Here is a 23,305-nt window from a genome sequence, read left to right as displayed (position 1 = left end):
GGAAACCTCCTCGATTACTGGCGGCGGCGTAAGCGTGACAGCCCGCTGACCGCTTTTGCCGCAAGCGCGAACGCCAGCGCGAGCGCGATGAACACAACAAGGGCATGAAGCCTGACCCCCAGCCTCGCCAGGTCCTCGCGGCGCGAAACGTTCTCCTCCGAATCGAGAATCCGGATTCGCGGATGCACACCCGCTGCGATGCCGCCTAATTGCTCGAAGGCTCGATGAGTATTGCCAAGCGCTCGAACGAGCGGCGACTGATCGTATTCGAATACGTTGTTGCCCCACCACATATACCACTCGCTCAGGCCCTGCCGATAATACTCGACGGCCTTGTCCTCGTATTTGAAGCCAGGGCGCGCCTCAGGCGCGACCGGCACCAGGCGGGGTGTCGCCCCCTTCTTCAATAACTCGTGCAATTCGATGGCTGAAAGGGCCTGCCCCTGCTCGTCGGCAAAGTAAAGATTGCTGAAGACGTCGATCATTGCCCAGCGAGCGCGTCCGCTGTCCCAAATTTCATTGAAAATATGGCCGTGCCCGCCGAATCCATCGAATGAAAATGCCCACGGTCGCGAGAAGACACCTGCGGAGTTCGCCAGGCCGGTGAAGACGTCCGCAAAGTCGCCGCAATAGCCCTCGCCTCGCATGACAATGCGTCGATAGGTGTCGTCGAGGTTTGATTGGATTGCACCGCCGCTTCGGGTAGACCCGGCAAGCAGATGGCGCCCGATTTTCAGAGCGGTCGCCCAGTCGTCGCCTTCAACTCGCAGTTCGTTGCTTTGCACGACATCGCGGAAAAGCGCATTGGGGGTACTCTGCTCGACCGCAAATCCCGCTGGCGGAATTGCGGCGGGCCACGCATAAGCGGCCGAATCCTTGTCCAGCAGCAGCGCATTGCGCATCCGGACAAGGTCGGCCGAGTTCGACAGGTACGGAACGAGCGTGATAGCCGTGAGAACGGCCAGCACGGCGAACAGATAAGAAAGCGCGCGGCATCGCCGCACGTTCCGATCTGGTCGGGCGTGCTGCCGGGTCACGCCGTACGTATCCAACGAACCACACGCGCGCCAAACGGCAGCCCAAGGTGGACGGCGCGGGGGTTGCCGATCGGGGCGAGAGACGCATGTTCCCCTATCGTCTTGTGTTCGGCCCGCCAACGCTCGGCCACGACCAGCGCGATGACGACGTTGTACGGCAGATCGAAGTACGCAAGGCTGAGGAATGCTCCCCCGACGGCGTAGCCGACCAGCGACACCTGCGCCATGCTGCCGTAATGGTAGAGCCACGAGGTTTCCGGCCCGTCGCGCGTGCCGCGCCGCAACCTGCCACCCGCACGCCACGCGCAAACCCAGATCATCACGAACAGGAACAATCCGACATAACCGTGTTCGCCGAGCACCTGGAAGTAGATGCTGTGCGCGGCGCGCGCGACGCTGGGGTCAAACCGGCCTGAACTGTTCCGCGGGTAATAGATCACGAACACGTCGGGCGAATACATCGCGTAGCCTGCCCCTACGATGCGGTCGTTCGCGACATTGATTGCGGTCTGCCACGCATAGATCCGACCCATCGCGGACCCGTCTTCCTCGTAAGTCCCGATGGTGTTCATGCGCTCATGCCACGTCTGCGGCATGAACGCGAGAATCGACAGCGCCGCGAGCACGCCGACGACTGCGCCGGGGAGCTTGTTCGGCGCGCGCCACCACATGAACGTCCCCATTGCGGCGATGGCGAGAAAGGCGCCGCGCGACTGCGAGCCCGCCGCGGCGACCGCCGACAGCAGCATCATCGCGAGGAGCCCGCGGCGGACCCATTTGTACGGACTCGTCAGCCGAAGGAAGTTCATCAGCGGAATCGTGACGATCAGCGCGAGAGCGACTTCGTTGTTGCCTTCGATGAAGCCACCGGGAGGTCCCCAGACACGTCCGCCGCCCCCGGTCAGGATCGTGTAAATGCCGCCTTTAAGACCGTAGAAACCGAGCGACAGCACCGTCACCCAGATGAACAGCCGGATGTGCTCGCGTTTGTAAAGGACCGCGGCGCTGATGAGCACCATCAACATGATCTTGAAGAAGCGATTCAGGTCGACGAGCGACTCGGCGGTAAAGAACGCGAAGGCCGTCGTGACGCAGGTCCAGATCAGGAACATCGTCGCGAACAGCAGCGGCGACGGCAACATCGGCTTGACGCGGTCCTTCGTCGTCATCAGCGCGACGATCGTGACCGCAGCCACTACGGCCGCGATCGGCGCGTTCTGTGTGAAACCGTACGCGAGTTTGTGCGGATTCATGATGCTGATCCACGTCCACAGCAGTACGCCGATGAAGACGTGCCGGAAGACGAAGGGCAGCGTCGTGGCGAGGATGCCGGTAATCAGCAGATCGCGCAGCGGCATCGCCTACTCCCCGGCCGCCGCACGGGCGCTCGTCGAACGCGGCCCGCGTTCGGATATCGGCATCGTCTTGCGCATCGAAACTCCGTGTTCGTCGATGACTTCGGCAAACATCGCCAGTTGCGCCGCCGTCGTCGCCGCCCAGCCGAAACGCTCGGCGTAGGCACGCGTCCTGCGCCGGTCGATGCCGGCCGCCAGCAGCCGGCGGACCCCTTCGCGCAGCGCCGACACCTCCCGCTCGTCGATGAGCACGCCCGCTTCGGGCGCCGCGACGATCTCCGGAATGCCCCAGACGCGGGTGGCGACCACCGGCGTGCCGCAGGCCATCGCCTCGAGCAGCACGTTCGGCCAGCCTTCGCGGCTCGACGCGAGGATCAGCAGATCGGCCGCGCTGTAGTAGGAGCGCAGCGCCGCCTGCGGCATCACGCCATGGAAACGAACGCGGTCCGCGATCCCGAGACGCGCCGCCAGTGCACGCAGAGCCTCCTCCTCGGGTCCGGTGCCGATGACGATCAGCGTCATGTCCGGCATGTCCGCGATCGCCTCGATCGCGAGGTGATGCCCCTTGAGCTCGATGAGGTTTCCGACCGAAAGCGCGACCTTGCCGCGCAGGTGCAGCCGCGCCCGTGCGTCGTCCCTGGGCTCCTCGTAAAAGAGGTTCGGGTCGACCCCATTGCGCAGGACGACCGACTTCCCATCGGGGAAGCCGAGCCGCCTCATCTCGTCGGCCAGCGCGCTGCTCACCGCCGCGTTGCGGCTCGCGCGCCCCGCGGCCCATCGCATCATCCGTCGCGGCAAGGGCTGCGAGGGCCAGTACGTGATGTCGCTGCCGCGCGCGGTGATCACCAGCGGCTTGCGAAGCCATTTGCCTAGCAGCGCGGCGGCGACGCCGTCCGGGTAGTAGAAATGCGCGTCGATGAGATCGAAGTCGAAGCCCGCGTCGATCACCCGCCGCACGCCGGGCAACGCACCCAGCGCCATCGACATGGGCGTGAGCCGAGCGAGCGGACCGGGCAGCGCGACGAATCGCGGATGGACCACCCCGACCCCGTCGCGCGACTCCGCGAACGGCACCCTCGCACACGCTCCGAGACGCCCGAAGCGCGACGACTTCGCGGGAAACCACGGAACCGGCGCCACGACGCGCGCCTCGACCTCCCCGGATTCGACGAGCTTGCGCAGCCGCGTCTCGATGAAGATGCCGTGACGCGGCTGCTCGCTGTTCGGGAACAGCGATGTGAAGGTCAGGATGCGACGCATGTACGTCCCCCGCGCGTTCGCAAGCAACGACTACCCCCTCACCAGCACAGTCCTTCCACCCGCGCCGCGAGCATCCCAGCGTTAGGCAGATTCACGAGATCGAGCACGAACTGCTCCGGCCGCGCGTGGGTCGCGAGCGCGTCGAAGATCAGCGGGTTCGACACGCCGATGACGAGCACGTCGGCGCCGGCGATGACGTCGGCGAGTTCCGGCTTCAGCAGTTCGCCGATGTGCGGCAGCTGCGTCTCGATGAAGCGCCGGTTCGCGCCGAGCAGCCGCGACAGTTGCACGTCGGGGTCGTAGATCGACAGCTGCATGCCCTTGCCGATGAGCTGCTCGGCGAGCACGACGAGCGGGCTCTCGCGCAGGTCGTCGGTGCCGGTCTTGAACGACAGCCCGAGCATGCCGACCTTGCGGTGGCCGGCGTCGAGGATCTTCGCAATCGCGCGCTCGATGTGCTGGCGGTTCGAAGCGAGGATCCCGGACAGCATCGGCAGCTCGATGTCATGCGTCTTCGCGAGATAGGCGGTCGCGCGCAGGTCCTTCGGCAGGCACGAGCCGCCGAACGCGAAGCCGGGCTTCAGGTACGCGGGCGAGATGTTGAGCTGCGTGTCCTGGCAGACGAGCTCCATGACTTCGAACGGGTCGACGCCGAGCGCGTCGCACAGGCGGGCGGTCTCGTTCGCGAACGTGATCTTCAGCGCGTGGAAGTTGTTGCAGCAGTACTTCATCATTTCGGCGGCGCGCACCGACGTGCGCAGGAACTTGCATGGCAGGTGGCCGAAGAGCTCGCGCAACCGCTCGACGGGGTAGTCGTGGTTCGCGCCGACGACCGTGAAGGGCGGCTTGTCGTAGTCGCGGATCGACGAGCCCTCGCGCAGGAATTCCGGCTGGAAGCACAGATGGAAATCCTCGCCGTCGCGCTTGCCCGACTCGGCCTCGATGATCGGGCGCAAGGTCTCCTCCACGGTGCCGGGCACGAGCGTCGAGCGGAACACGACGACGTGGGGCGCGGCCTTGTCGCGCAGCGCGCGGCCGATGTCCTGCGCCAGCCGCAGCACCGCGCCCTGGTCCTGGCTGCCGTTCGCCGCCGACGGCGTGCCGACGCAGACGAGCGACAGTTCGCTGCCGAGCAGCGCCTCGCGCACGTCGGTCGTCACCGCCAGACGGCCGCTCGCGGCGACCTTCGCCATCAGCTCGACCATGCCTTCCTCGACGACCGGTGTCGTACCGGCCCGGATCAAGTCGAGCTTCGCGCCGTCGATATCGACGCCGATCACCGAATGCCCGTCGCGCGCGAGGCACGCGAGCGACACCGCGCCGACGTATCCGAGTCCGAAAATGCTGATCTTCATTCGACGAGCTCCCTGTTGGCCTGGTGCTGGTTGTTGTTGTGGTGCCGCGCGACGCAGCGCTCGACGATCGCGTCGAGGCGCTCCATCGACCGCGGCCACGCGTGGTGGGTCAGCATCCGCTGCCGCCCCGCCTGCGCGAGCCGTGCCCGTTCGTCCGGGTCTGCGGCGATACTGAGGATCGCCTCGGCGTATTGCTCGGGTTCGTTCGCGACGAGCAAATGCTCGTCGGCGAGCGCGTCGACGCCACCGGCCGCGACGCCGCTCGAGACGACCGGCACGCCCATCGCCATCGCCTCGAGGATCTTGTTCTGCGTGCCGCGCGCGATGTTGAGCGGTGCGACCATCGCCGCCGAGCGCAGCACGTACGGCCGCACATCCGGCACCGATCCGGTCACCGTGACGCCCGGCAGCTCGCCGAGCTTCTTCACCGCCGGCGACGGATCGGCGCCGACGATCAGCAGCTTCATGCCGGGGCGACGCGCGCGCACGAGCGGCCAGGTCCGTTCGCAGAAGTCGAACATGCACTCCTGGTTGGGGTAGTAATCCATGCGGCCGATGAAGCTGACCGTGTCCGCGTCGTAGCCCTGCCCGTCCGGCGTGAAGAAGTCCGCGTCGACGCCGTTCGGGAACCAGTCCGTCGCGACGCCGGTGCCGTAGCCTTCCAGCGTCTCCCACTCGGCGCGCGTCGTCGCGGTACACAGGTCGAAGAGCTGCGCGAGTCGGCGCTCCTCACGCTCCATCTTGCTGCCTTCGAGCCAGTAGCCGAGCTTCAGCGGGAACGGCTTGTAGCGCACGTACTCGAGCCACTTCTGCGAGTCCATGTCGCCGAAGTCGAGGATCTTCGGGATGTCGCGCACGTGGCTTACGTACTGCGCGACCGACGAGCAATGCACGAAGATCAGGTCGAAGCGCTCGGCGGCGAGCAGCGCGTTGACCTTGTCGGCGAGCTCCGGCGACCAGAAGAAGCCCATCGACGACGGCACGGCGGTCGGCAGCCGCGCGACCATGCGCAGCACTTGCACCGGGTTCGACACCTTGCCGATTTCGAAGCGCTCGCAGTGCGGCGCGATGCCGGCGCCCTCCTCGGCCTCGGCATCCGAGCGCGCGATCGAGCACACCGTCACGCGATGCCGCTGCGACAGGTGGCGGATCATGTTGAACGGCCGAATCTTGCCGCCGCGCTTGGGCGGGAACGGGAAGCGGTGGCACACGTAGAGGATGTTCATCGCAGGAAGCCCTTCAGCTCGGCGGCGACCTCGTCCGGCGAATGACGATCGAGGTACATCCGGCTCCAGATTTCGAGGTTCATCATCGCGAGCAACGCGTCGGTGCCGTCGATGCGGTTCGCGTCGTGATCGGCCATCAACCGGCCGACGACTTTCGGATCGAACAGGCCCCGGTCGCGAACGACGTCGGTCGCGAGCAACCGGCGCAGCACCGGCGCAAGCTCGCGCTTCAGCCACGCGCCCATCGGCGTGCCGAAGCCGCGCTTCTTGCGGTCGAGGATGTCCGCCGGCAGCACGTCGGCGAGCGCTTCCTTCATCAGGTGCTTGAGGCGGCCGCCGCGCAGTTTCTGCGCTTCGGGGATCGACGCCGCGAGCTCGACGAGCGCGCGGTCGAGCAGCGGCACGCGGCATTCGAGCGACACCGCCATGCTCATCTTGTCGGTGAGGAGCAGCAGATCGTCCGGAAGCTGCGTCTCGGCGTCGACCGCGAACATGCGGTTCAACGGGTCGTCGTCGCCGGCTGCGGCGAACGCGGCGGCGAGTGCGTCGCGATCGACTCCGCGCCCGTTCATCAGCTCGGCGACGACGTCGCGATCGAGCACCTGCAGGTAGTGGCGGTAGCGTTCGTCCGCCGACAGCTCGGCCGACGCGAGGAAGCCACGCGCGAGCCGCATCGTGTTCAGCAGCTTCGAATGGCGATCGCTCGGCAGCAGCGACGCGGTGCGCGACATCAGGTCGCGCGACCAGCGCGGCAGGCGCTGCAGCTTCTTCACGTAGTGACCGCCGAGATAGCGCCGATAGCCGCCGAAGAGCTCGTCGCCGCCGACGCCCGACAGGATGACCTTGACGTCGCGGCGCGCGAACTCCGACACGAGGTAGGTCGTGATGAAGGCCGAATCGGCGACCGGCTCGTCCAGGTGCCACAGCAGCTTCGGCAGCAGGCCGACGACGTCGGGCTTGACGACGATTTCGTGGTGCTCGGTGCCGAAGAGCTCGGCGACGCGCCGCGCGTACGGCAGCTCGTTGTAGAGCCGCTCGGCCTCGCCGCCTTCGAAGCCGATCGCGTAGCTGCGGATCGGCTGCGCCGAGTGCTTCGCCATGAAGGCGACGACCGCGCTCGAATCGACGCCGCCCGACAGGAAGGCGCCGATCGGCACGTCGCTGACCATCTGGCGCTCGACCGCGGCATCGAGACCGGCGCGGATGCGCGCGACCCATTCGCTTTCGCCGACGCCGCGCTCGACCCGCGACGGCAGCCGCCAGTAACGCCACTCGCGCACCTCGCCGTTCTCGACCGCGAGCAGCGTCGCGGGCGGCAGCTTGCGGATGCCGGCGAACATCGAATGCGGCGCGGCGACGTAGCCGAGATGCAGGTAGTCCGCGACGGCATCGCGGTCCAGCTCGTGCGGCACGCCGGGCAGCGCGAGCAGCGCCTTCGCCTCGGTCGCGAACGCCAGCATCTTCGCCGAACGATGCACGTACAGCGGCTTGACGCCGAGCGGATCGCGGCCGATCAGCAGCCGGCCGCGACGCGCGTCCCACAGCGCGAAATCGAACATGCCGTCGAGCCGGTGCACGAAGTCGTCGCCGTACGCGTCGTAGAGGTGCAGCAGCACCTCGCTGTCCGAGCCGGTCTTGAAGCGGTAGCCGCGGCCGATGAGCTCGGCGCGCAGCTCGCGGAAGTTGTAGATCTCGCCGTTGCAGACGACCCGCAGGCTGTCGTCGGCGCTCGAGATCGGCTGGTGACCGCCGGCGAGGTCGATGATCGACAGCCGCCGCATCGCGATGCCGCAGCGGCCGGCCGGGTCGACATACGCCCCCTCGTCATCCGGCCCGCGATGGCGGGTCACGTCCCCCATCGCCGACAGCTGCTCGGGCGAAACGGGCTCGCCGTCGAAGCGGTAGATGCCGTGAATGCCGCACATGATCAGCGGACTCCCGCGAGAACCGCTTCGCGACCGTGCGTCGCCAGCGCGCGCCGATAGACGTCGTGGTAGCGGCCGACGCTGTTCGCCCAGGTCCGCTCGCGCTCGACGAAAGCACGCGCCTGTTCGCGCATCGCGGGCCACGCATCGCGCGCTTCGAGCACCGCCGCGATGGACGAGACCAGCGCGTCGACGCTGCCGGCCTTGAACAGGAAACCGGTCTCGCCGTGACGCACCAGCTCGCGATGCCCGCCGACGTCGGACGCGACGAACATCCGCCCCTGTGCCATCGCCTCGAGCGGTTTCAGCGGCGTGACGATCTCGGTGAGCCGGATCGGCAGCCGCGGATACGCGAGCACGTCGATGAGGTCGTAGTACCTCTGCACCTGGTCATGCGGCACGCGTCCGGCGAACACGACGCGTGCAGCGATGCCTTCGGCCTCGGCCTGACGGCGCAGCGCGTCCTCCTGGACGCCGCCGCCGACGAGGAGCAACCGAAGATCCGGGAAGCGCCCGACGAGCCGCGCGATCGCCGACACGAGCAGATTCAAGCCTTCGTAGCCGTAGAACGAACCGGCGAAGCCGACGACGGTCTTGCCGTCGAGTCCGAGTTCCGAGCGCAGCGCGACGTCCGGTTCGGCGCCGAAACCGAACGCATCGGCATCGACCGCGTTCGGGATCACGGTGACCTTGTCCGGGCGGACGCCACGCATCAGGATGTCGCCGCGCAACCCCTCGCAGATCGTCGTGATCTCGTCGGCGCAATGCAGCGCGAAGCTCTCGAGCGCGCGGGAGACGCGGTAGCGGACGCTGCCTTCGCTCGTCGTGCCGTGGTCGACCGCCGCGTCCTCCCACGACGCGCGCATCTCGTAGACGACCGGCAGCTTGCGGCGCCGGCCGACCCACAGACTCGGCAGCGCGTTGAGCACCGGCGAGTGCGCGTGGATCACGTTCGGCTGCAGCTCGCCGACGAGCTCGTCGAGGCGTGCCGCGGTGAGCCGCATCTGGCGGAGCAGCCCTACGCCGTCGTCGGCCGGCGTGCGGTGGAACTGCAGTCCGCCCGCGTCCTCGACGCCGGCCAGCGAGCGCCCCTGCTTCGGCGTCGTCAGGTGGAAGGTCTCCCAGCCGAGCGCCCGCTGCTCGCGCACGATCGCGGCCGTGCGGAAGGTGTAGCCGCTGTGCAGCGGGAGCGAATGGTCGAGGACGTGCAGGATGCGCATGCGTCAAACCGCCTCGGCGAGATCGCGCGCCGGCTGCAACGGCAGCGGCGAATGGCGCAGGAACGCCTCAAACATCAGCAGCGACCAAAGTGGCGCGCTGTAGTCGCGCGCGCCGGACTGGTGCGCCTCGACGAGGTGGCGCAGCGTGTCGGTGTTGAAGATGCCGGTCGCGGCGAGCGTCTCGCCGAGCAACGCGTCGCGCACCCGCTGCCGGAGCGGACCGCGGAACCAGCGCGCGAGCGGCACCGCGAAACCCATCTTCGGCCGGTACAGCACGTCGTCCGGCAGCAGCGGCTCCATCGCCTTCTTGAACAGGTACTTGCCTTCCTGCCCCTTGACCTTCAGATGCGACGGCAGCGTCGCGAGCCATTCGACGAGCGGGTGGTCCATCAGCGGCTCGCGCACTTCGAGCGAGTGCGCCATGCTCGCGCGATCGACCTTGGTGTTGATGTCGCCGACTAGGTAGGTCTTGAGATCGAGGTACTGGATCAGCGCGAGCGGGTCGTCGGTGCCGGCAGTCGCCGCGTGGCGGCGGAACACGTCAAGCGCGCCGTAGCCACCGAGTTCGCGGCGGAAGCTGGGGGAAAACAGTTGCCCGCGCATATCGTCGCGCAGCAGCGACACCGAGTGGAAATACGCCTGCACCGAATCGCGCGCGAGCGCCTCGAAGGTGGTCTTCGCGCGGAACACCCGCGGCGCCCAGTCCGCCTTCGGATAGACGCGCCCGAGCAGGCCGAACATCGGCTGGCGCAGCCCGAGCGGCAGCGCGCCGCGCATCTTCTCTTCCATCAGGTGCAGCCGATAGCGGCGATAGCCGCCGAAGCTCTCGTCGCCGCCGTCGCCGGACAGCGCCACCGTCACGCGTCGGCGCGCGAGCTGGCACACGCGCCAGGTGGGAATCGCCGAGCTGTCCGCGTACGGCTCGTCGTACAGGCGCGCGAGCGAATCGATGAGATCGAAGTCGTCGGACTTCACCGTCTCGACGAGATGGTCCGTGCGATATCGGTCGGCGACCTTCTGCGCGAATTCGGACTCGTTGTAGGCGGGGTCGTCGAACGCGATCGAGCAGGTGTGCACCGGCTCGTCGGACAGGCCGGCCATGGTCGCGACCACGGCGCTCGAATCGACACCGCCCGACAAAAAGGCGCCGAGCGGCACCTCGGCGATCATCCGCAGGCGCACCGATTCGCGCAGCCGCTCGGTCAGCTCGACCGCCGCGTCGGCCGCGGATATCGGATTGTCGAGCGTGAAACGCACGTCCCAGTACGACTTCGGCTGCGGCAACGGCTGCCCGCGGCGCAAGCACAGCGTCTCGGCCGCACCGAGCTTGCGGGCGCCCGAAAAGATCGTGCGCGGCTCGGCGACGTAGCCGAGCGCGAAGTATTCCTCGACCGCGTACGGGTCGATACGACGATCGAGCGCCGGATGCTGCATCAGCACCTTCAGCTCCGAGCCGAATGCGAACGAGCCGTCGGACAGCAACGCATAGAACAGCGGTTTCACCGCCAGCCGGTCGCGCGCGAGGAAGAGCGTGTCGCGGTTGCGATCCCACAGCGCGAACGCGAACATGCCGCGGAAGCGCTTCACGCAGTCCTCGCCCCACGCTTCCCACGCGTGGACGATGACCTCGGTGTCGCTGCGCGTGTGGAAGACGTGGCCGAGCGCTTCGAGCTCCGGCACCAGTTCCTGGAAGTTGTAGATCTCGCCGTTGAACACGACCGCGACCGAGCCGTCCTCGTTGAACAACGGCTGCTGCCCGGTCGACAGGTCGATGATCGACAGCCGCCGGTGCGCGAGCGCAACCCCGGGCTCGAAGTGATAGCCGCCCTCGTCCGGTCCGCGGTGCAGCTGCACGTCGTTCATGCGACGCACGAGTTCCGGCGCGTAGTGCCGCTTGCCGCGAAGGTCGAACAGGCCCGCGATACCGCACATGACGCGACTCCTTTGTCAGGCGAATACGCGCGACGGCATCGCCGCGTCGATCAGGTTCCGGTAAAGCGCGGCGTAGCGGTCGACCATGCCATCGAGGCTGAATTCGCCCTCGACGCGTTGCCGTCCATCCGCGCCATGGCGCCGGCGCAGCGCAATGTCAGCGACGTATGATGCCAGCGCATCCGCGAGCGCAACATAATCCGTCCTGGGTACGAGCCTACCGGTTCGCCCGTGGTCCACGAGCTCGGCGTTGCCGCCGACGTCGGTCGCGACGACCGGCAGACCACAGGCCATCGCTTCGAGGATCGTGTTCGAAATGCCTTCGGCAAGCGACGGCAGCGCGAAGACGTCGAGGCTGCGCATCACGTCCGGCACGTCCGTCCGCTCGCCGGCGAGCCACACGCGGTCGCCGACGCCGCCGGCACGGATCTCCGCTTCGACCGCACCGCGCAGCGGCCCGTCGCCGGCGATCACGAGCCGCGCGTCGGCGGCCCCCGGTGCGCGCTGGCCGACGAGATGCGCGAACGCGCGCACGAGATTCGTCTGGTCCTTGACCGCCTGGAGCCGGCCGACCGTGCCGACCAGCACTTCGCGGGGCGCGCCGAACGGCGAACCCGGCAACGCGGAGCGCCCGTCCGACGCGGGCCGGAAGCGTGCGGTGTCGACGCCGTTGCAGATCCGCTCGACGCGCGCGGGCGGGATGCGGACCGCATCGGTCAGGTAACGCTCGAGGTGGCCGGAAAGCGCGACGTAGCGGCTCACGAACGGCCGGTACAGCCGCCGCATCAGCTGGAACTTGCGCCGCCTGCCCTCCGGGTCGCTCGCATCCCAGCCGTGTTCGCCGTGTACGCGCACCGGCACTCCCGCCGCGCGCGCCGGCACGACCGCTTCCAGCGCCGCGAGATTGCGGGTGTGCACGATCGAGGGACGACGGTCGCGGAACAGCCGATACAGCTGCGGATAGAGCTGGATGCCATGCCCCGGCGGTTTGTCGAGCGAGAGGAACTCGACGTCGGGCTGCACGACCCGCCGGCAGAATGCCGGCGCGCAGCGCGTCAGTGCGACGACCACATGACGGAAGCGGTCGGACGGCATCCAGTTGATGAGATTGACGACGCCGTTTTCGAGCCCGCCGACGTCGAAGCTGTACACGACGTGCATCACGAGGTGCTGCGGCGCGTTCATCGTGCCCGGTCCGCCGACACGGCATCGAGCGCGGCGTCGATCGCCTCGCCGTGCGCCGCGACGAATTCACGCAGGCGCTCGTCGGCGAGCTGCGGTGCGTCGAGCTCCGGGGTGACCAGCACGACGACGCTGGACTCGTCGGCCCGTCCAAGCAAGCGGTCGATCGCGAGACGCAGCTTGACCTCGACGTCGCCGGTCACGAGCCGTCCGTTCACGCGGTACCAGTGCCACACCCGAAGTCGACCGTCCGGCACCATCACGTCGGCGCCCTGGACCGCGCCATTCGGCGCCTCGACCGGGAAACGCGACATCACGCGGTCCCGGCTGCCGATGGCGACGAGGCCGTTGCCCCACGCGATCATTTCGCGGCCGTCCCGCTGGTGCGCGTACCAGGCGGCATACGCGCCGACCGGGTTGCCGTCGGGCGCGCGGTAAACCGCGAACGCATCGCCGCGCGCCTGCGCGTAGCTCGGGCGGTAGTCCAGCCGGTCGGGAGACTCCGCGCGCCAGCCGGCGACCGGTGCGGGAAGTTCGAGACGGACGGCGTAGTCGGCGACCGGCCGGTCGATGACCGACTGCGCCACCGGGAACGCGGCGACCGCGAGCGCGATCGGCAGCGCGCCGCGCCAATCCGTCGCCGACGGCCTCCCGGGCGTCGCTGTCACCTCTGGCTCGGGCGCGCCCGTATCGCGCCAACGCCCGCCGATCCAGAACATCAGCATCATCACGACGCCGAAGAAGATCCAGCCATAGATCAGGTGGTCGACGCCGGCCGCGAGCCGGTTGTCGGTCAGGTAACCGAGCATCACGATCAGGTAGGCGCGCAGCCAGTTCGCGACGATCGGCACGAGCACCGCGACGCCCATGAACAGCGCCCGCTTGCGCAGCGTCGTGTAGTTCAGGTACGCGTAGAGCGCGCCGATCATCGTCGACGCGATCAGGTAACGAATGCCGCTGCACGCTTCGACAACCGACCACCGGCCGTTCGGCACGACGAAATACAGGCCTTCCTGAAACACCGGCACGCCGCTCGCACGCAGCGCGCCGACGGTGAACGCCGCGGTCAATTTCATCAGCGTCGGCAGCAGGAAGTCGCCGACCGGTACCGCGAACGCGAGAAACGCGAGCGGGAACAGCAGCGCGCGAGAGAGCCGCCAGCCGAGCACGCCGACGAGGCCCGCGACGAGGATCGCGACGAGCGCGAAATGCGACGCGCCGGCGACGCCGACAAGCCGGCCGAGCAGCCACAGCACCCCGAGCACGGCGATCGGCGGGGCCATCCACGGTACGGGCTGCGGGCGCAGCAGCGCGACACGGTCCCGCGCGCGCCACACGAGCCACGCAAAGATCGGCAGCACTGTGAGGCCGTGCGCGTAGGTCTCCGACCGCCACCAGATCCGCCCGACCTCGCTCGCGGTCTCCCAATACCACGCAACGAGCCAGACGAAGGACGCCGCGAGCGTGACCGCGACGACGCGAAAGCCGCTCGCGGGCCCGGACTCGCCCCGCTGCGCGAGAGCGCTGTCGAGCGCGAGGTTCTCGTAATCCGCGTCGCGTTTCATCGGCCGCTCATCCGAGGTTGCGCACGATGTGCGGTCCGAGCGCGTTCGCGACGCGCAGCGGCAGCCGGCGCCACACGGCGATGAAGCCGCGGTACTTCGGGTTCATCGGATTGTTCTGCGGAATCGCGTCGCGCTTGTAGAGGCGGTACTCGTACGACAGCGGCTGCGGCTCGAAGCCCCAGTTCTTCTTGAAGCTGTACGGTCCGGTGCCGACCTTGCTGCGGCCGAAGTCGAACAGGCGGCAGCCACGCGCGCATGCGTGCCGCATCAGCTCCCAGTACTTGAAATCGTTCGCTGCAACCTCGCGCGCGGCAACGGCATCGCCGGCGTAGTACGGCAGGACTTCGTCGCGGAAATAGAACGTGAGCACGCTGGAGAGCGGCTGCCGGTCGCTATCGGTCACCGTCAGCACCTCGCAGTCGTGGCCGAAGTCGCGCCGCAGCCGCTCGAAGAATGCCTTCGGCAGCGCCGGCGTGCCGTGTCGCAGCACGTTGTCGGCGTAGAGCGCGAAGAAGCGGTCGACGTTCGCGTCGAGCTCCGCATTCAAGCCGTTGCGGATGCCCTTGCGCACCATCGCGCGCTGCTTGCGCGGAATCGCGTTGAGGTTCGCCTCTTCGTCGGCGAGGATCGGCTTGCGGAAGGTCGCGTACAGGTCCTGCCGCGGCCAGTCGGCATGGCGCGCCGTGAGATTGCGCAGTTCGAGATGCTGAACGCCGAGCCGGCGCGCGAGCGCTTCGGCCGCCTGCTCGAGTTCGGCAACGCCCTCCGGTCCGCCGGCGACGCCGCCGTAGACGCAGAACGGCAGCGACGTCAGCGCGTTGCCGAACAGCCGGCTGCGGACGTGGGCGAGCGGCAGCACCGCAACGATGTCGCCGGCGCGCTCGGCGTAGAGGAAATAAGTCGGATGACGAAAGACGTCGCGGATGATTCCCTGCCACGCCGACAGATGGAAGAAGGTGGCGTCCGGGCATTCCCTGACGAAGGCGTCCCAGCGCGCGCGATCCGCTTCGGTGAAATGCTTGACGACCATTGGCGCACGATCCATCGAATGCTCCGGAAGCGGGGCGCGTCAGGCTGCGCCGTGGAATACGTGGTCCGCGCGTCCCCAGGAAAAATCGCCCAGCAGGCGACGCAAGCGGCCTTCGGTGCGCTCGAGATTGACGTAGTGCCGGAAGCGCGTCTTCGACGATGCCTCGCGCACGCGCGGCTGCTCCGGGTCGATTTCCCACGGGTGGAGGTAGAAGATCGCCGGACGCACGTCATCGCGATTGACCTTCGCGATCTGCCAGCGCGACACCGCGTAAGGCAGCAGCCGGAAATAGCCGCCACCGCCGGCCGGCCAATTGCGCCCGAGCAGCCGGGTCGTCGTCACCGGCACTTCGAGCAAGCCGTTGTCGAGGCGGTACGGAAAGCGCGGCGCGTCGGGAATGCCGTAGTGATCGTGCCGCACCGGATAGACGCTGGAGCTGTATGTGTAGCCCGCTTCGGCGATGCAGTCGTGCGCCCACAGGTTGGTCTTGCCGATCGAAAAGCTCGGCGCGCGATAGCCGCGCACCGTCTGCCCGCCGATGTCTTCGAGCACCGCGCGCGCGAGCACGATGTCCGCGAGGAAGCGTTCGCGCGACTGCGCGCTGGCGCGTTCGTGCGAGTACCCGTGGCTCGCGACCTCGTGCCCGCGATCGGCGATGCGGCGGACGAGCTGCGGATAGCGCTCGGCGACCCACCCCAGGACGAAGAAGGTCGCACGGGCGTCGCGCTCGGCGAGCAGTTCGAGAATGCGATCGACGTTGCGCTCGACGCGGCACGGCGTGCTCTCCCACGCGCTGCGCGGGAAATGCGGCGCGAGCGCGGAAACCTGGAAGTAATCCTCCACGTCGATCGTGAGCGCATTGACGATCGTCGCAGTCATGCGTCCGACCGTGCCTTGTCGTGCGCGTCGAGCCAGCGCGCAAGGTGCGCCGCGATCCGTTCGGCGGCCCGGCCGTCCCACAGCTCCGGGATGCGCCCGCGCTTGCCGCCGCCGGCGAGGACCGCGTCGGCCGCCGCGAGGATCGCCGCCGGATCGACGCCGACGAGCGTGTTCGTGCCCTGGTCGACGGTGATCGGCCGCTCGGTGTTCTCGCGGATCGTCAGGCACGGCACGCCGAGCGCCGTCGTTTCCTCCTGGATGCCGCCGGAGTCGGTCAGCACCATCGTCGCGCCGGCCATCAACCCGAGCATTTCGAGATAACCCTGCGGCGGCAGCACGACGAAACCGGACTCGTCGAGGCGCGCCTTCATGCCGAACCGTTCGAGGTTGTTGCGCGTGCGCGGATGCAGCGCGAAGACCAGCGGCAGCCGGCGGCCGATCTCGGCGAGCGCGTCGATGATCGGGCCGAGGGTTTCAGGGTCGTCGACGTTCGACGGCCGGTGCAGCGTGACGACGCCATAGCCGTCTGCAATGAGCGCCGGCGAAAGTCCCGCGTTGGCGAGAAGTTCGGCCGGCGCGACGGCCTTGCGCCGATTCGCGAGCAGGCTGTCGATCATCACGTTGCCGACGAAGACCGCGCGCTCGTCCGCGACGCCTTCGCGCGCCAGGTTGTCGTGCGCGCTGCGCTCGGTCGTGTAGAGAACGTCGGAAATCTGGTCGGTGAGGACGCGGTTGATCTCTTCGGGCATTCGTCGATCCCCGCTGCGCAGGCCGGACTCGACGTGCACGACCGGGATGTCGCGCTTCGCGGCGACCAGCGCGCACGCGAGCGTCGAATTCACGTCTCCGACGACGAGCACCGCGCGCGCGCCGTGTTCGTCGATCACCGGCTCGAAGCGCTTCATGACCTCGGCCGTCTGCACGGCGTGACTCGCCGAGCCGACTTCGAGGTTGACGTCGGGATGCGGCAGTTCGAGGTCGTCGAACAGCCGGTCGTTCATCGCGCTGTCGTAATGCTGGCCGGTGTGCACGAGCAGGGTGGCGAGCGGCGGCCGGTGCGCGGCGAGCGCGCGGATGATCGGCGCCATCTTCATGTAGTTCGGCCGCGCGCCGACCACGCAGATCACCGGCGCCTGCCGTTCGTCGTCACGCGTCATGGGACCTGTCCCGGGTGTCGTCGCGGCGGACCGCCTGCAACAGCTGATCGAGCATGTGGAGCGTCGCCGACAGCGACTGCTCGAGGCCGGAAATCCTCGCCTCGAGACGCTGAACGTCGAACCCGCCGGCCATGCCCGCGATCTGGTCGACGAGCACCGCGGGGATCTGCAGCCGTTCGGGGACGATCGAGCCGGGCGCGAACATCTCCGCCGCCGATCCGTTGCGCGCCGGGTGCTTGCCGTTGACCGGCTGGCCCGCGGACGGCGAGAACTCCTCGTTCAGCTCGGCGATGAGCGCGCGCACGTCGTCGCCGCCGACCTCGTGACGCGCCGTGAGAAAGGCGCCGAGCAGCGCCCGGTCGCACAGGCTGTTGATCCGCCGCGGCACGCCGCCGCTGTAACCGTAGATCGCGTCGAACGCCTCGTCCGCGAAGGACGGGTCGTCCTGCCAACCGACGTGGCGCAGGCGATGCTCGATGTATGCGCGCGTTTCGTTGGCATCCATCGGCCCGAGGTGGTACGACGCGATCACCCGCTGGCGCAGTTGCAGCATCTGCGGGCCCTGCATGATGTCGCGAAACTCCGGCTGTCCGATGAGGAAGCTCTGCAGCAGCGCGTGGTCCTCGAGCTGGAAGTTCGACAGCATCCGGAGTTCCTCGACCGCGCTTTCGCTGAGGTTCTGCGCTTCGTCGACGATCAGCAGCGCGCGCTTGCCGGCCGCCGCAAGCGAGACGAAGAAGGTCTCGAGCGCGAGCAGCAGCCCGGGCTTGTCGAGCCCGCGGCGCGGCACGCCGAACGCGCCGGCGACCATGCGCAGGATTTCGCTCTCGTCGACCTGGGTGCTGACGAGATTCGCCGCGATGATCCGGCCCGGATCGAGGTGTTCGAGGAGGCTGCGCACCAGCGTCGTCTTGCCGGCACCGACCTCGCCGGTCACGACGATGAAACCTTCGTGCTGATGCAGCCCGTATTCGAGGTAGGCCATCGCCCGCCGATGCCCCTTGCTGGCGAAATAGAACGCGGGGTCGGGGTTGAGCTGAAAGGGCTTGCCGCGGAGCTTGAAAAATGTCTCGTACATTCGGCGTCGCTCAGAATTGCATACCGAGACTGGCTGTCAGCACATTCTCGGTGAAGTCGCTGTTGCCGTCTGCACGCTGATGACGGTAGGTCAGCGCGGCATTCGTGTAGGCGCCGAGCTTGCGGCTGACCCCGAGCGACATGATCGTGCGCCGCGTTTCGGCGTCCTTATCGGTCGCGCGGCCGGTCGAGCGCGAGCGCGTGACATTCGCGTTCAGCGATGCGTTGGACGTCAGCCGGTGGTTCAGCGACAGGATCGCGGAGTCCGTCTTGACCTTCTCGAACCCGGCGAAATCGTCGCGCCGATCGTTGACCAGCGGATTGCCGAGTCGGGAGTTGTCCGAACGCTGCAGCGCGAACGTCAGCACGTTGCGCGCGCCGATCATGGAAAAGCTGCCGCGCAGCGTGCGCGAGATGAAGTAATTGTTCGTGACGAAACCGCGCGCGTTCGCGCCCGACCATTCGGGACGCGAGCCTCTCACCGCATTGAAGCGATCCACCGGGTCGGGAAAGATCAGTTCGAGGAGCGGATTGTCGTAGAGCTGCCTGAAGGTGGGGTCGTTGAAAAAACCGCCCTGGGTATCCAGCGACGACGTTACGTCACGCGTCCAGGAGACATCCCAGGCGGAGCGTGGCCGCCGGTGGTTGAGTTGCAGGCTGTAGCTGCGACCGAAAAAGCGATCTTCGGCGTTGGCTGCGACCAGGGTCCGCTCGGTGGGATGCCATTCGAAGCCCGCCCCGGCAATCCTTCCGCGCTCCTCACGCACCGAATAATCGTTCCGTTCGTAGCCGACGAGGCCGTGCAGCCGCAGCTTGCGCGACACGTTCAGATAGAGCGTCGCGCGGGAGATTTCCTCGGTGACGTCGTTCGTCGGACCGTCGGTGTAACTGGTGTCCGTGCGATTGTAGGACAAGCCCCAGCCGAAGCGGCCGAACGCCGTCGGGTCCGTCAGACCGATCTGCGATTCCCCGACGTTACGCCGCAGCAGCGCGCCGCCGCCGTCGAACCACGTGCGCTGGTGGCTCGCCGCGCCTTCGGCATCGCCGAGGCGGAAGAGCAGCCGGGGACCGATCGAGAACCGCCGCGTCTCGTCGCTGCTGTCGGTCGCGAGAAAGTCCTGCGACGAGCGGCCCGACAGGCCGGTCGTGTTGTTGCGGCTCGTCGCCGCATCCATGTCGATGAAAAGCCGGTCCTTGATCGCTTCGAGCTGTCCATTGCCGTCGAGCTCGACGAAGCTCGTGTCGCGCCTGCTCTCCCGGGCATGGAAGACGTTGCGCAAAGTCGCCTGGAGACGGCCGGTGAACCTTCCCTCTTCCCGCATCATCATGAGCGACGGCGCGATTTCGGCGACCCAGTCGCTCCTCTCATTGACGGATGACGCGTCGATGTTGTCGGAATAGGTGAGCCGCGTGTCGACCGACGGCCGGATCTGGAGGCCCTGCGCGCTCACGTTGCCGATCGCCATCAGCGCCCCGACGAGCGCGATGACTTTCAGTCGACCTTCCGCCTGTGTCGGGCCGAGCGGCTCAACCGACGGCATCGGTTCGTGGCGCAGCATCGTTGCCCTCCGTCGTGGAATTCGCGCCGTGGCCGTGGCCGTAGCCATATCCGTAGCCGTACCCGTAACCGTATCCATAGAGCCCGCCGCGCCCGCCGTCGCCCGCCTTGTTGAGCACCAGCAGCTTCACCGGGCAGGCTTCGATCGTCGACAACGCCTGCCGGATCGCCCCGTGTGTCGTGCGCTCCGACTCGACGACGATCAGCACCTGCCCCATGTGCGACGCGAGCACGCGCGCCTCGGTCGTCGCGAGCAAGGGCGGAGAATCGAACACGATGATCCGGTCGGCATAGCGGGTCGCCATGTCCTCCAGCATCCGGTTCATCGCGTCGGACGCGATGAGTTCGGTCGCGCGCTGGTGCTGCATGCCGGCGGGAAGAATCGACAGCTTGTCGACGTTGGTGCGCAGCATCACCTCGGACAGGTCATCGACCTCGCCGACGAGGGCGTCCATGAACCCCTTCTTCGGTGGCAAGCCGAGCCGCTGCAGCACGGACGGCCGGGAAAAGTCCGCGTCGACGAGCAGCACGGTGTGATCGAGTTCGAGCGCGATGCTCATCGCAAGGTTGATCGCCGTGAACGACTTGCCCTCGCCCGGCAGCGCGCTCGTCACCATGATCAGGTTGCCGTTCTCGACGGCCGCGGCGCCGCGGCCCTGCGCGTTGTGGATCAGCGGCCGCTTGATGACGCGATATTCCTCGGCGATCACCGAGCGCGGCTGACTCGGCGTGACCATCCCCATCTGTGTGAGCCGGTCGATATCGAGTTCGATCGACGGCCCGTTTCCCGTCCCCCACTTCGTGCTCTCCCGCATGTCGCGGAGCGCGTTGGCCGACAACGCCGCCGCCGTCGCGGCGGAATTGGCGCCGGCCCGGCGGGAGGTCGCTGCGGGGGCGTCCACGACCTCGGCGGGGGTGTCACCGTCGGCCTGCCGGAGTTGACCGAGCCGTTCGACAGCCTTCTCAATGAGACTCATCAGTCGATCTCCTAGCCCTGCAGCACTTGGACCAACACGGTCATACCGGCTATGACGACCACGAAGCTCGCGAGTCCGCCGCCGAAGGCGACGAGACCGCGTCTCGCCGCCCGCGCCGCGCCGGGGTCCGGAATCAAGGACACTGCGCCAAGGACCGGCAGTCCGGTGATTTCGCGCAGCGTGCGGACGTCGGCGAACGCCGGGCGCAGCTGGGAAAGCAGGAAGGTCAGCGCGATGCCGACGCCGAGCGCGACCAGACCGGCGAGCGGCATCAGCAGCGCGCGGTTCGGCGCCGCGGGCTTGGTCGGCAGGCTCGGCGGGTCGATCACGCGGAACTCGGTGATGCCGCCCTGCGCACTCATCTCCATCGTCATGCTCGCCGATTCGCGCCGCGCGACCAGGGCCTCGTAGTTGCGCTTGTGGATCTCGTAATCGCGGTTCAGCTGCGCCTGCTCGGCCTCGATCTTCGGCAGCAGTTCGGACGACTCGCGCAACTGGGTCTGGCGTGCCTGAAGCTCCTGCACCCGCGCGGTCAGCGACGCGACTCTCGCTTCCGCATCCGCCATCGAGATCTTCATCTGCTGGATCACAGGGTTCGCGTTCGGCGACCACACCGTCGGGCCTGCCTGCTGCATCGCCTCGACTTCCTTCTGCTTCTGCGCCTCGAGCTGGGCGATCACGCTGCGCGTGCCGGTCACATCCGGATGGTTCTCGGTGTAACGCTGCAGCAGCCCGTCGAGATTTTTCTTCAACACGTCGATGCGCCCGTCGAGCTCGGGAATCGACACCGCCGCCGGGTTCGAAGGCTGCGCGAGCAGCACCGGTTCCTCTCCGACGAGCTGGCGTCGCAGCGAGTCGCGCGAGTTCTCGACTTCCTTCAGCTCGAGCTGCGCCTGACTCAGGCGTCCCGCGAGGTCCGCCAACTGCGACACGTAGTCGCGCCCGCCGTCGCCGAGCAGCGACATATTGCGCAGACGGAAATCCTTGAGCCTGTTTTCCGCTTCGTCGAGTTTCTGCTCGTAGCTCGCGATCTGCTCGTCGATGAAGCGCCGCGCGGTCGTCGAATCCTGCTGCTTGCCGACCAGGCCGGACTCGACGAACAGCGCCACCAGCGCCTGCACGATCTGCCGCGCGCGCTCGGGATGGCGATCCTGATACGAGAGATTGAAAAGATTGTCCCGACCGGTGCTGCTGATCCGCAGCCCTTTCGTCAGTTCGGCGATCAAGGCCTCACGCGCGGCGCCATCGCCGGTCGTCAGATCGAGATCGGCCATCGTGATGAGCTTCTCGACGTTCGGTCGCGTGATCAGCGTCCGGCTGAGGATTGCGACCTGCTGGTCGATGTTCGGCTGCACCGCGAGGCCCGACATCAGCGGGCGCAGCACCGACTGCGTGTCGACGAAAATCCGCGCCGACGACTCGTAACGGTCGGGCATCAGATAGATCGCGACCCCGCCGGCGACGCCCGCGATCCACGTCAGCGCGAGCCCCCACCAGCGGAACCGCCACATGCCGCGCAGGTAGCCGAATATCTGGGCAAGAAGTTCTTCCATGAGCGTCCTCGGAGCACCCGACCTCACCCCCGCGATCGCACTCGATTGCGGGAGTCCGGACGATGCGAAGAATCGAATTCAGGGGATCAGAACCAGCTCTGCGGAATGATCAAGACGTCGCCGGGCTTCATTTCCACGTTGGCGGAAACGTCGCCGCCCTTGATCAAATCCTCGATCCGGACGCTGTACTGCTTGTTGCCCTCTCCGGTACGCAGGATCGAGGCGCCGTTGCCGTTGGCGAACTCGGTGACGCCACCAACCGCGATCATGACGTCGAGCAGGGTCATCTTCTGGACGTAGGGCAGAACCTGCGGCGTCGCGGCCTCGCCGACGACTCGGATCTGCTCGCTATAGGGGCCGACAAAACTCGTAACAACCACGGTGACGACGGGCTCCCGAATGAACTTCGAAAGCGCCTGCTCGATATCCCGCGCCAGCGTAGAAGCGTCCTTGCCGATTGCCGGCAAATCCTCGACGAGCGGCGTGGTGATCTTGCCGTCGGGCCTTACCGGCACCGACATCGACAATTCGGGATTACGCCAGACGACGATATTCACCGCATCGCCCGGTCCGATCATGTAATTGTAGTCGGCGTTTGCTGCCGTGGCCGGTGCGGGCGGATATGACGACGTCGCACAACCGGCGAGCAATACCGCTGCAATCGTTAGACCGGACACCCTGAGACCATTGCTCCCTGCCATTTCATGTCCCCTCGTCAGGATGAATACCGAGATTACCCCATCCAACTATTTTTCTTCTGTTACAAGACCTTGCGAAAATTTCCCACAAGCAACTACACACATACGCTTACAGCGCGTGAAAGTAGCGTTCCGGTAAAGTTCGCTCCGCGGTCGAGGACAGATCGCTCTCCACTGTCCTATTCGATATGCCGCCGTTCTTGTTAAACGACTGCGAGGCGCGAAGACAAATGACTGAAGCAGCTTACCATGTGGAACGCGCCCCGGAGTTCAAGGGATCATCGCTGAAACCGACGTTTTCAATTAAGGATCGGGGTTC

18 protein-coding genes are annotated in these 23,305 nt (G+C 67.2%); all 18 read right to left on the bottom strand.

From position 1 onward, the window contains the following. Positions 1–14: 14 nt before the first annotated feature. The 18 genes from ROZ37_RS10125 to ROZ37_RS10040 all read right to left on the bottom strand — a co-directional run bounded on the left by ROZ37_RS10125 (position 15) and on the right by ROZ37_RS10040 (position 22,989). Positions 15–1,037, bottom strand: coding sequence for a hypothetical protein (locus ROZ37_RS10125; RefSeq protein ID WP_312659214.1), 1,023 nt, complete (start codon positions 1,035–1,037; stop codon positions 15–17). Beyond that, positions 1,034–2,395, bottom strand: a complete 1,362-nt coding sequence (locus ROZ37_RS10120) for a putative O-glycosylation ligase, exosortase A system-associated (protein WP_312659213.1) — start codon at positions 2,393–2,395, stop codon at positions 1,034–1,036. The genes ROZ37_RS10125 and ROZ37_RS10120 overlap by 4 nt, the downstream gene beginning before the upstream one ends. Before the next feature lie 3 nt (positions 2,396–2,398). Continuing rightward, a complete protein-coding gene (locus ROZ37_RS10115; RefSeq protein WP_312659212.1) occupies positions 2,399–3,652 on the bottom strand; it encodes a glycosyltransferase family 4 protein in 1,254 nt (417 codons plus the stop codon). Between the two features lie 38 nt (positions 3,653–3,690). Next, positions 3,691–5,007, bottom strand: coding sequence for a nucleotide sugar dehydrogenase (locus ROZ37_RS10110; RefSeq protein ID WP_312659211.1), 1,317 nt, complete (start codon positions 5,005–5,007; stop codon positions 3,691–3,693). After that, complete coding sequence (locus ROZ37_RS10105; protein WP_312659210.1) at positions 5,004–6,233, bottom strand: TIGR03087 family PEP-CTERM/XrtA system glycosyltransferase; 1,230 nt, start codon at positions 6,231–6,233, stop codon at positions 5,004–5,006. The genes ROZ37_RS10110 and ROZ37_RS10105 overlap by 4 nt, the downstream gene beginning before the upstream one ends. After that, positions 6,230–8,158 (bottom strand): asparagine synthase (glutamine-hydrolyzing), encoded by a 1,929-nt coding sequence (gene asnB / locus ROZ37_RS10100; RefSeq protein ID WP_312659209.1) that lies wholly within the window; start codon positions 8,156–8,158, stop codon positions 6,230–6,232. Before asnB ends, ROZ37_RS10105 begins: the two co-directional genes overlap by 4 nt. Positions 8,159–8,160: 2 nt before the next feature. Further along, the gene (locus tag ROZ37_RS10095) at positions 8,161–9,378 is read right to left on the bottom strand and encodes a TIGR04063 family PEP-CTERM/XrtA system glycosyltransferase (RefSeq protein ID WP_312659208.1); all 1,218 of its coding nucleotides are present in this window, start codon (positions 9,376–9,378) and stop codon (positions 8,161–8,163) included. A gap of 3 nt (positions 9,379–9,381) precedes the next feature. Further along, positions 9,382–11,310 carry an XrtA/PEP-CTERM system amidotransferase gene (locus ROZ37_RS10090; RefSeq protein ID WP_312659207.1) on the bottom strand — a complete coding sequence of 643 codons (1,929 nt, stop codon included), beginning with the start codon at positions 11,308–11,310 and terminating at the stop codon, positions 9,382–9,384. Between the two features lie 15 nt (positions 11,311–11,325). After that, positions 11,326–12,495, bottom strand: a complete 1,170-nt coding sequence (locus ROZ37_RS10085; RefSeq protein ID WP_312659205.1) for a TIGR03088 family PEP-CTERM/XrtA system glycosyltransferase — start codon at positions 12,493–12,495, stop codon at positions 11,326–11,328. Continuing rightward, the gene (xrtA, locus tag ROZ37_RS10080; RefSeq protein ID WP_312659204.1) at positions 12,492–14,057 is read right to left on the bottom strand and encodes an exosortase A; all 1,566 of its coding nucleotides are present in this window, start codon (positions 14,055–14,057) and stop codon (positions 12,492–12,494) included. The genes ROZ37_RS10085 and xrtA overlap by 4 nt, the downstream gene beginning before the upstream one ends. Positions 14,058–14,064: 7 nt before the next feature. Next, entirely contained in the window at positions 14,065–15,102 is a 1,038-nt protein-coding gene (locus ROZ37_RS10075; RefSeq protein WP_312659203.1) for a FemAB family XrtA/PEP-CTERM system-associated protein, read from the bottom strand. Between the two features lie 24 nt (positions 15,103–15,126). Next, positions 15,127–15,966 carry an XrtA system polysaccharide deacetylase gene (locus ROZ37_RS10070; RefSeq protein WP_312659202.1) on the bottom strand — a complete coding sequence of 280 codons (840 nt, stop codon included), beginning with the start codon at positions 15,964–15,966 and terminating at the stop codon, positions 15,127–15,129. Continuing rightward, positions 15,963–17,123, bottom strand: coding sequence for a non-hydrolyzing UDP-N-acetylglucosamine 2-epimerase (wecB, locus tag ROZ37_RS10065; protein WP_312659201.1), 1,161 nt, complete (start codon positions 17,121–17,123; stop codon positions 15,963–15,965). The genes ROZ37_RS10070 and wecB overlap by 4 nt, the downstream gene beginning before the upstream one ends. After that, entirely contained in the window at positions 17,113–18,201 is a 1,089-nt protein-coding gene (locus ROZ37_RS10060; RefSeq protein ID WP_312659200.1) for an XrtA/PEP-CTERM system-associated ATPase, read from the bottom strand. The genes wecB and ROZ37_RS10060 overlap by 11 nt, the downstream gene beginning before the upstream one ends. Before the next feature lie 10 nt (positions 18,202–18,211). Next, on the bottom strand, positions 18,212–19,759 hold the full coding sequence (locus tag ROZ37_RS10055) for a TIGR03016 family PEP-CTERM system-associated outer membrane protein (protein ID WP_312659199.1): 1,548 nt from the start codon (positions 19,757–19,759) through the stop codon (positions 18,212–18,214). Further along, positions 19,728–20,735, bottom strand: coding sequence for an XrtA-associated tyrosine autokinase (locus ROZ37_RS10050; protein WP_312659198.1), 1,008 nt, complete (start codon positions 20,733–20,735; stop codon positions 19,728–19,730). The genes ROZ37_RS10055 and ROZ37_RS10050 overlap by 32 nt, the downstream gene beginning before the upstream one ends. Before the next feature lie 11 nt (positions 20,736–20,746). Beyond that, positions 20,747–22,288, bottom strand: a complete 1,542-nt coding sequence (locus ROZ37_RS10045; RefSeq protein WP_312659197.1) for an XrtA system polysaccharide chain length determinant — start codon at positions 22,286–22,288, stop codon at positions 20,747–20,749. 86 nt (positions 22,289–22,374) lie between these two features. Next, entirely contained in the window at positions 22,375–22,989 is a 615-nt protein-coding gene (locus ROZ37_RS10040; protein ID WP_312659196.1) for an XrtA/PEP-CTERM system exopolysaccharide export protein, read from the bottom strand. Positions 22,990–23,305: the final 316 nt, after the last annotated feature.

Source organism: Aromatoleum sp., assembly GCF_032027225.1.
GTDB lineage: Bacteria > Pseudomonadota > Gammaproteobacteria > Burkholderiales > Rhodocyclaceae > Aromatoleum.
The sequence above is the reverse complement of the archived record's forward strand: the minus strand, read 5'-3'. Positions and strand labels throughout refer to the sequence as shown.